This window comes from Vibrio ezurae NBRC 102218 (assembly GCF_000467185.1).
Lineage (GTDB): Bacteria > Pseudomonadota > Gammaproteobacteria > Enterobacterales > Vibrionaceae > Vibrio > Vibrio ezurae.
In genome coordinates, this window is the sequence record NZ_BATM01000047.1 from 23,421 (window position 1) to 32,278 (window position 8,858).

Here is an 8,858-nt window from a genome sequence, read left to right on the forward strand (position 1 = left end):
GTATTATTAATAATACTAAGGTCAAGGAAGATGAGTGAAGTAGTGCAAATGAATGCAAATGATGAATTTAGACTGGCATTGAAAAGTCAAATATCTATATGGGTTGTGTATAGCACGACTGCATTCAAAGAACATATAGAAATCGAATTAAACAAGTGCACCAATGCATTTGTTAGTTTTATTACTTTAAATGAATTTAATTCTCAACAAATTAAAGACCAAAGTAGCCCCGACTTAATTTTTATTCAATCCAGCGGTGATTGGGCGCAAAAACTTACTGAGTTATATGCCAATAGCTTAGTGCTACAAAACAGTAACTCGTCTTTAGTGGTATTTGGAGATGAAGGGAATAGTTTTGATTTAAAAGTAGCATTAAGAATTGGCGCATCAGACTTTCTATCAGAAGCGACCACAATTGAAGGGCTCGCCTCGATTCTTACTGCGGTTGCAGATGAAAAGTTTACCAGTAAAGAGTTAGCTGAACTGCATGTTTTTGTGAATAGCAAAGGGGGAAGTGGCGCTTCGACAGTATCAATGAATACCGCTATTGAACTGGCTAAAAATGAACAAAATCGAGTGTTATTTTTAGACCTAGATATACAGTTTGGTGCGATACAAGATTATTTAGACTTGAAACCACAATACGGTATTCATGACATTATTGATGCTGCAAATGACATAGATGAAACGGCTTTACAAACATTAGTTTCCAAACACAGTTGTAATTTAAGCTTTCTTAATTTTCAGCAAATGCATCCGATTGAAAATGAATTAAAAGCACGAAGTTTGCATACGGTTATACCTGTTCTTCGTGAGTATTACACGCATATTGTGGCTGATTTATCTCGTGGAATTGAAGCCAATTATAGTTCGTTAATCTCTCAATCAACAAAGGTCTATTTTGTCGCTCAACAGAGTTATGTATCAATAAAAAATACCAATGACATGCTCGGTGTTCTTGAAGTCGAATACGGATTACCTAAAGAGCATGTTGAGGTTGTGGTGAATCGATACGATAAAAAACAAGCACTTAAAATCACAGATATCGAAGATGCATTAGGAGATATAAGGGTTCATGTTCTTCCTAATGATTACAAGGTGGTCAATGAAAGCTCTAACCTAGGTAAGCCTTTTTGCTTAAGCAAAAAAAAGTCAACAGTCTCAGAAGCCATCACTCGTTTAGCTTCGTCTATAGCACCTGTCAAAGAAGAGAAGACAGGTTGGTTAGGGAAAATCTTTAGCTGAAAAATTAGGATGATATATGTTGTTTAAGCGAAAAAATATAAACCCAGACTTTGAAAAAAAAGTCAGCTCGTTGTCCTCAACTGAGAATAACTCTGATGCATCAGCTAAAGAGAACACAGTTAATACTCCCGCTGCACCTGCACCTACTGCCAAGAGAGAGCCCTTACCTAGCGATATTCCCGCTGAAATGGATAAGCACCTTAAGCAAGAGTTAGATGTAAAACACTACTTTCATAAGAAACTATTAGAGACTCTCGATTTGGGTGTTTTGGCTAATTTAGAAGAAAACAGAGCGAAAAAAGAGCTACAAGAAGCGATTCATCAATTAATGAATGATGATAAAACGCACCCTGTTAGTTTGGAAGGTAGAAAAAGAGTGATTAAGCAAATCGAAGACGAAGTCTTCGGTTTAGGGCCGTTAGAACCGTTACTGCATGATAAATCTGTATCGGATATCTTAGTTAATGGGCCTAAAAATGTTTATGTTGAGAGATTTGGTCGATTAGAGCGAACGCCACACACTTTTTTAGATGAAAAGCATTTAAGAAATATTATTGACCGTATTGTAAGTCAAGTCGGTCGTCGTATTGATGAAGCCTCACCTATGGTAGATGCTCGTTTAAAAGATGGCTCGCGTGTGAATGCCATAATACAACCTCTGGCGATTGATGGAGCGTCGGTTTCCATTCGACGATTTGCCGTTGATCGCTTGAATATGGATAACATGTTGGGCTTTAACTCTCTGTCTCCTGAAATGGCAAAGTTTATTGAAGCTGCTGTCAAAGGGGAACTCAATATATTGATTTCAGGTGGTACAGGCTCAGGGAAAACCACAACATTAAATATATTTTCATCATTTATCCCAAGCGATAAACGCATTGTCACTATAGAAGACTCCGCAGAATTACAATTGCAACAACCGCATATTATTCGTCTTGAAACTCGCCCGGCTAACTTGGAAGGTAAAGGTGAAATAACACAGCGAGATCTCGTTAAAAACTCACTTCGTATGCGTCCAGACCGAATTGTTATAGGTGAGGTGCGTGGTTCTGAAGCCGTAGATATGTTGGCTGCGATGAATACCGGTCATGATGGTTCATTGGCAACTATTCACGCCAATACCCCAAGAGATGCGTTAAGTCGTGTAGAAAATATGTTTGCGATGGCGGGTTGGAATATGTCCGCTAAGAACCTCAGATCGCAAATTGCATCAGCGATTCATATGGTCGTGCAAATGGAGCGTCAAGAAGACGGTAAACGTCGCATGGTGAGTATTTGTGAAATAAACGGCATGGAAGGTGATGTTATTACTATGTCTGAAATTTTTAAATTTCAGCGTCAAGGTATTGATGAAGAAGGCAATATTCTTGGTGATTATATCGCGACGGGCATTGTGCCGGGATGTCATGATGCACTTGTGAAGCGTGGCTTAGACATACCATTTGAACTTTTTAAAGCTACTGAGCGTGGGTAGGAGGATAAGACATGGGTGATCTCGGCTTATTTCTCATATTACTTTTTTTTGCGGTGTTGTTTATTTCGCAAGCATTGCTTCTTCCTGTTGCAGGGCAAAAGGCAAGGCATGGTGAATTAACTAAGCGCTTGAAGCATGCGCAAAAGAAACTAGACGAAGAAAGTCTCTCTTTGCTTCATGAGTACTATTTAAAAGAGATGACGCCATTTGAGCGAAAAATGATCAAGATTCCTCTCTTCGCTAAGCTCAAGAAAATGTTGGAATTATCGGGCACTCATATCACCTTGGGTAAGTTGATCGGTTGGACCGTCTTCGCCAGTTTCGTAGCTGCCGGAATCTCTATTTATCTTGGACAGTTATGGTATATCAGCCTTGCTGTATTTATTGCTGTATACGTCATAGTGCACATGGTTATTCAAAAGAAAATCAGCAGCCGCTTACAAAAATTTGAAGAGCAGCTGCCTGAAGGTCTGGATATGATTAAGCGTGTTTTGCAAGCAGGGCAACCGATCAATCAAGCCTTTAAAGAAGTCGGTGAGGAGATGCCTGAGCCTATTGGTATTGAGTTTAAGAAAACCTTTAACCTGCTTAATTTTGGTTATGACATGAGATTGGCCATACTGCAAATGGTTGATAGGACGCCGACCATATCTATGTTGGCATTTTCCAGTGCGGTTATTTTACAAGCAGAAACAGGCGGTAACTTGACAGAAAACTTGGATAAAGTATCTAAAGTACTGCGCGCCCGTTTCAAGTTGTCCAGAAAAATCAGAACTTTATCAGCAGAAGCACGACTTTCTTCTTGGATTTTAGTGTTATCTCCATTTGGCTTATATGTAGTAACCATGTTTATTAATCCAGAGCATGCTGATTTGTTGATATCTGACCCTAGAGGAATCACCGCCGTCAGTTTTGGCATTGTCAGCTTGGCAATAGGGTCGTTATGGATTAGACGAATAATCAATATCAAGGTGTGATGATCATGAACTTTAATGAGTTAGCGTCACAAATGGGAATTTCAGGGCTTTTCACCAGAGACAATTTGTTTTTGTTAATGGTGCTAGTTGGCACAATTTTAGGGGTATTGGCGGTAGGTATGTTGATTCTTGGTATCAACTCTCCGATAAAACGTAAATTAAAAGCGATGGGCGCAGATACAGCTTCTAGCCCTAAACCTGATAGGTTAGGTAGTGCGTTAGGTAACATGGCTCCGATGATGGTGCCAAACAGTAAGAAAGAGCGTGAGAGTATCCAAAGCCAACTAATTCAAGCGGGTTATCATGACTCAAATGCACTGTCGTTATTTTACGCGATCAAGTTGGTTACAGTGCTGGTGGGATTATTTTTGGCTGGCGCCGCGTACTTTCTAATGCATGAATCTAGCTATATGCCTTTAATTATTATTGTAGCTCTTTGGTGTGGTTTATTTGGCCCGAATATGTTCTTGGCTAAATTGGTATCCGAACGAAAAGACAAAGTCAAAGCCGCAGTACCTGATGCTCTAGATCTGCTAGTGGTATGTACGGAATCTGGATTAGGTTTTAACGCCGCCCTTAAGCGTATCAGTACTGAGCTTATGATTAGCCACCCTGAACTTGCAGAAGAGTTAGATACTGTGTGCGCCAAAATCCAAGCAGGCGTAGAAATGCCAACCGCTTTTAAAGAGTTGGTAGATAGAACGGGCGTAGAAGAACTTACCGGTTTAGTGAGCATGCTATCTCATGCCGCTAAAGTGGGTGGCAGTATCGCTCAAACTTTACGCGATTATACGGAAGATTATCGTGATAAAAGAAAACAAGCCGCAGAAGAGGTGGCTGCTAAAATCCCCACTAAAATGCTTTTCCCTATGGTGTTATTCATTTGGCCGTGTTTTTTCATTGTTGCTTTAGGGCCGGGTTTGATGACGCTATTTGATGCGCTTAAATAATTAAGGAAGATTATAATGAAGACAAATATTAAGGAAAAAGCGCTAGCCACATTAGTTTGTATCGCGTTAGTTGGATGTGCATCATCAGAGAATGAACCTAAAGAATTTGATGGTTCTTTATACTCAGGTAAACCGGTTGAGTCTCTGACTAACGAAGCACCACCAAAAACAGAAATAGAAGCCATTACTCGAGGTGATGCTGCATTAAGCACCAAAAACTACGATTTAGCCTTATATGAGTATCTACGTTCATTGTCATTTACAGACGCAACCCACCAGAATAAAACTTTATATACCGTAGGTCGAATTCACTCGGCAAAAGGCAACTATCCGTTAGCCGAAAAAGCTTATATACAGGCTCTTGATTACGATGAGTTCGACGTGAAATCATTAGAAGAGTTAGGCTTGCTGTACACTAAACAAGGTTTAACGGAAGAAGGGCGCTCTTACTTCTTTAGAGCGGTTAATGCTGACCAAGTGAGGTTGAATAATCCTGATGTACTGACCAGTTATTCAGAGGTGACGGATGAAATTTTGCAAAGCTTACCTTACGATTCCAAGAGCCCATTTAGAAGCTATATGGGGTTAGGGATCTTGGCTGATGTGGATAGTAAGCATGATATCGCCAAAAGGTACTATGAACGCGCTTTAGAGATAAACCCAAGATCGACACAAGCCATGATTAACTTAGGTTATTCTCATTATATGAGTGGCAGCTATTATTTGGCACAGAGAATTACCAATAGAGCATTAAAAACCGAACCTAACAATGAGAAAGCATTGAATAATCTGGCTTTAATTTATATTTCTTTAGGGGATAACCGCCAAGCATTAAACATCTTTAAGCGTCATATGAGTACCCCGGAAGCGTTAAATAATGTTGGATACTTTTTAATGCTAAAAGGGAAGCCTGATGAGGCGATTCCTTACTTACAGCAAGCGATAGATAAAAACCCTTCTTACTATAAGATTGCCAATGAAAACTTGGAAAGAGCCTTATCTGAGGTAAGACTCAATGAAGTTGAAGAGGTTGATAAAGAACAAACAGGTGCTTAACTAACCTTATCCATTATTTATTACAGCAGAAGGATATCTTTTCCTTCTGCTTATCTGACCCTATGCAAAAAACATATCGTTATTTCTCGCCCATACACTGAATTTTTATTCCCATTAATTGTTTAATAATTTAACGTGCAACCCTCTGTGTGATCTTTGTCACGTTTTTGGGGCGACTTTATCCTATATGATAAAGTCTACTAAAGACGATATTAGTGTGATGACGTTTGTCATGTATTAGTGAAGAGTGCTTTTTATAAAACGGTTATTGTCTAGACGTTAACCAGAATTTATAAGCCCTGCCTTTAGAAGCTGAGAGCTTCATGAGTGTGAGTTATCGCGTTGGTCAATATTGTTACTCAATTGCCTATCTACACTGACTTTCGGGATAACAGCAAAGACAAGTGTTATGCCGTTACTCATTTTACTGGGTAAACAAGCAACTCTAATATGTAGGTGCTTACCGTTTGATATGAAGGTTGAGAATACTTCATATGAATGCTTGCAATATGCAAAGATGCGCATAAAAACGTTTTATAACAATACCTCTCTTTTCGGTTATTTGCTCGCTAAAAATACAAGATGACAGTTGATAATTTTCACAAGTTTTGCTGACAGTTTTTGATACTTTGTGGGTAATGTTGGCGATTAAAAATAAACCTGTTTATACGACGCATTACCTGTGACCATCATCTATTCTGTTTAATATGAATGAACGTCTAGGCGATTAATCATTAACTGTGGATTATTATTCATTACTAAGAGTGTTTAAGCTCCGAGCCGTAGATGAGTGATAAGATATCTATTGTATAGCCAGAGATAAGAGTGAGCAGGATATGATGGTTTTTCTATCAGGTATGTATTTATTTTGTGAACTTTAGGTATCTAGAATTCGATGGTAGAACCTCTTAGTGTGATCGCGATCACATTTTCATTGTTTTCAATCTAGATGATAATAAATATCACCTATTCGCCTGCTAACCTGCTTCGCGACTTTGTAGCCGTTCAAAGCGAAAACTATAAGATTAATAGGAGTGTTCAAAGATGAATACTAATAAAAAGAAGAAGTCACTGACCACCCGAGTCCTGCTCGGTATGGGATTAGGTGTATTGACAGGCTTTATCATTCGATTAGCGTTTAGCGATAACCAATTTATTAACGAATACCTCGTCAATGGTTTTTTTGATGTAGGTGGTTCCATTTTCATCGCTAGTTTAAAAATGTTAGTTGTGCCTTTGGTATTTGTGTCACTGGTATGTGGTACAAGTTCTTTAAAGGATATTGCGACTTTAGGTCGTTTAGGTGGTAAAACAATTGGTTTTTACCTTGTAACGACCATGATTGCTATCTCTATGGCGATCTTTATGGGGACAGTATTTCAACCTGGAGCAGGGGCCGATTTAGCAGCCGCTACGACCTTCTCTACCAGTGAAGCACCGTCACTTGGACAAGTTATTGTAGGCATGTTTCCTACTAACCCAATTAACTCTATGGCACAGGGTAATACGCTGCAAATCATTGTATTTGCTGTATTATTTGGGATAGCAATCAGTGCATGTGGCGAAACAGGTGAGCGTGTTGCTGCTGCTTTCCAAGATCTAAACGAAGTGATCATGAAGCTAGTGGCTTTATTAATGAATGTTGCGCCTTATGGTGTTTTCTTCTTAATGGCGAAGCTATTTAGCACCATTGGTCTAAGTGCGATCATGAATTTAGGCGAGTACTTCTTAGTGCTCTCTGCCGCATTGTTGATTCAAGGCCTCATTGTTTACCCATTGATCTTGAAAGCCACTACAGGTCTAAATCCAATTCATTTCTTGAAGAAGATGGAAGATGCTGTGATGTTTGCTTTTTCTACGGCGTCTTCAAATGCCACTATTCCTGTAACAATGGAAACTGCAACGCATCGTTTAGGTGTTAAAAACCGTGTTGCGTCTTTCACTATTCCACTGGGTGCAACCATCAACATGGATGGTACTGCCATCATGCAGGGTGTCGCGACAGCGTTTATTGCGCAGGCGTTTAATATCCATCTAGGCATGGGTGATTACCTAACGGTTATCCTAACTGCAACACTCGCATCTATCGGTACAGCAGGTGTTCCAGGTGTTGGTCTTATCATGCTAGCGATGGTATTGAACCAAGTCGGCCTACCTTTAGAAGGTATTGCGCTTATTATGGGTGTGGATCGTCTATTAGATATGATTCGTACTGCGGTTAACATTACCGGTGATAGTGCGGTAACTGTGATTGTAGGTAAATCAGAAGGTGCTTTGGATATTGATACTTTCAATGATCCGGACGCAGGAAAGAAGGTCGAAGAGGTCAAACTGGCTAAATAATTGCTGACCTAACAGATTGTTATCCCCTAGCTAGCCCAGATTCAGTTTGGTTAGGGGAAATTAAACTTCGGTATTAATGCCGCTCATCTTAGGTGAGCGGCATTTTTTTTTGATCAGACTAATTATCTAAATGTCTAATTATCTAAATGGATATGAGTCTGTTGTTTGTTTAGCTCGGTTGCGTTTTGAGTTTTATCCGTGAAGTAGTTCACTGCTATGGTGTTTGTGGCAGGGAAGTGCTGAAACCAAGAGGTGTTGATGTCATTTAGCTGCTGCGGATTTTGGCAGTTAAATTGGTATTTGATATCAAAGCTAGCATGTGCGCTATGCTCAACAAAAGGGTTATGTATATCTTGCGCTGCGGGCTGTTCAAATGATGATTTAACTAGGCTTACTGCACTATCTGTTAATGAGCACTGCGCTTCTGCATTTATGTTTACTATCGAGAGAGAATCATTTAATAGTTGATTCGCTCTGCTCATTGCACTCTTTTCTTGCTCTGTATTGGCTGTATGCTCAAAACCCACCACATCCATTCCTGGCGCATAGATTTCAATTAATAGCCCTGTACCATCTTGAGCAATATCATAGATGACAAAGCCATGTACATGAGCTCCATGCTGCCTAAAGGTAGAGGCAAGGCTTGGTACTGCGATAAAAGTACAAAGGAGCGCAGGGAGAATACGCATAGTATGAGGTTTTGTTTTCATGATAAGGGTTACAAATAATAAAGTGCCTAAAGCATACTCGCTAGGCGCAAGATAGTGACCTTGACAAAGTTATATTGAATGAATGGTTATACCAATCGTACTA

Annotated in this window: 7 protein-coding genes; 6 read left to right on the forward strand and 1 reads right to left on the reverse strand. The window is 39.6% G+C overall.

All coding sequences use genetic code 11. The annotated features are described in order from the left end of the window. Positions 1-30: 30 nt before the first annotated feature. The 6 genes from VEZ01S_RS13985 (at position 31) to VEZ01S_RS14010 (ending at position 8,045) form a co-directional block, all read left to right on the forward strand. Positions 31-1,245 carry a CpaE/TadZ family protein gene (locus VEZ01S_RS13985; RefSeq protein ID WP_021714703.1) on the forward strand — a complete coding sequence of 405 codons (1,215 nt, stop codon included), beginning with the start codon at positions 31-33 and terminating at the stop codon, positions 1,243-1,245. Between the two features lie 16 nt (positions 1,246-1,261). After that, on the forward strand, positions 1,262-2,719 hold the full coding sequence (locus VEZ01S_RS13990) for a TadA family conjugal transfer-associated ATPase (RefSeq protein WP_021714704.1): 1,458 nt from the start codon (positions 1,262-1,264) through the stop codon (positions 2,717-2,719). Positions 2,720-2,730: 11 nt separating this feature from the next. Further along, on the forward strand, positions 2,731-3,696 hold the full coding sequence (locus VEZ01S_RS13995; RefSeq protein WP_021714705.1) for a type II secretion system F family protein: 966 nt from the start codon (positions 2,731-2,733) through the stop codon (positions 3,694-3,696). Positions 3,697-3,701: 5 nt separating this feature from the next. Then, positions 3,702-4,646: a type II secretion system F family protein gene (locus VEZ01S_RS14000; RefSeq protein WP_021714706.1), complete on the forward strand. Its 945-nt coding sequence runs from the start codon at positions 3,702-3,704 to the stop codon at positions 4,644-4,646. A 15-nt stretch (positions 4,647-4,661) separates the two neighbouring features. Beyond that, positions 4,662-5,702: a tetratricopeptide repeat protein gene (locus VEZ01S_RS14005; RefSeq protein ID WP_021714707.1), complete on the forward strand. Its 1,041-nt coding sequence runs from the start codon at positions 4,662-4,664 to the stop codon at positions 5,700-5,702. Positions 5,703-6,746: 1,044 nt separating this feature from the next. Next, positions 6,747-8,045 (forward strand): dicarboxylate/amino acid:cation symporter, encoded by a 1,299-nt coding sequence (locus VEZ01S_RS14010; RefSeq protein ID WP_021714708.1) that lies wholly within the window; start codon positions 6,747-6,749, stop codon positions 8,043-8,045. Between the two features lie 134 nt (positions 8,046-8,179). On the opposite strand, the gene VEZ01S_RS14015 is transcribed toward VEZ01S_RS14010, so the two are convergent. Continuing rightward, positions 8,180-8,755 (reverse strand): ZrgA family zinc uptake protein, encoded by a 576-nt coding sequence (locus VEZ01S_RS14015; protein ID WP_021714709.1) that lies wholly within the window; start codon positions 8,753-8,755, stop codon positions 8,180-8,182. Between the last annotated feature and the right edge of the window lie 103 nt (positions 8,756-8,858).

What these genes read in the sequence shown, in the direction of transcription:
- VEZ01S_RS13995 (WP_021714705.1), top strand. Translation starts at nt 2,731, where the DNA reads ATGGGTGATCTCGGCTTATTTCTCATATTACTTTTTTTTGCGGTGTTG.
- VEZ01S_RS13985 (WP_021714703.1), top strand. Translation starts at nt 31, where the DNA reads ATGAGTGAAGTAGTGCAAATGAATGCAAATGATGAATTTAGACTGGCA.
- VEZ01S_RS14000 (WP_021714706.1), top strand. Translation starts at nt 3,702, where the DNA reads ATGAACTTTAATGAGTTAGCGTCACAAATGGGAATTTCAGGGCTTTTC.
- VEZ01S_RS14005 (WP_021714707.1), top strand. Translation starts at nt 4,662, where the DNA reads ATGAAGACAAATATTAAGGAAAAAGCGCTAGCCACATTAGTTTGTATC.
- VEZ01S_RS14015 (WP_021714709.1), bottom strand. Translation starts at nt 8,755, where the DNA reads ATGAAAACAAAACCTCATACTATGCGTATTCTCCCTGCGCTCCTTTGT.
- VEZ01S_RS13990 (WP_021714704.1), top strand. Translation starts at nt 1,262, where the DNA reads ATGTTGTTTAAGCGAAAAAATATAAACCCAGACTTTGAAAAAAAAGTC.
- VEZ01S_RS14010 (WP_021714708.1), top strand. Translation starts at nt 6,747, where the DNA reads ATGAATACTAATAAAAAGAAGAAGTCACTGACCACCCGAGTCCTGCTC.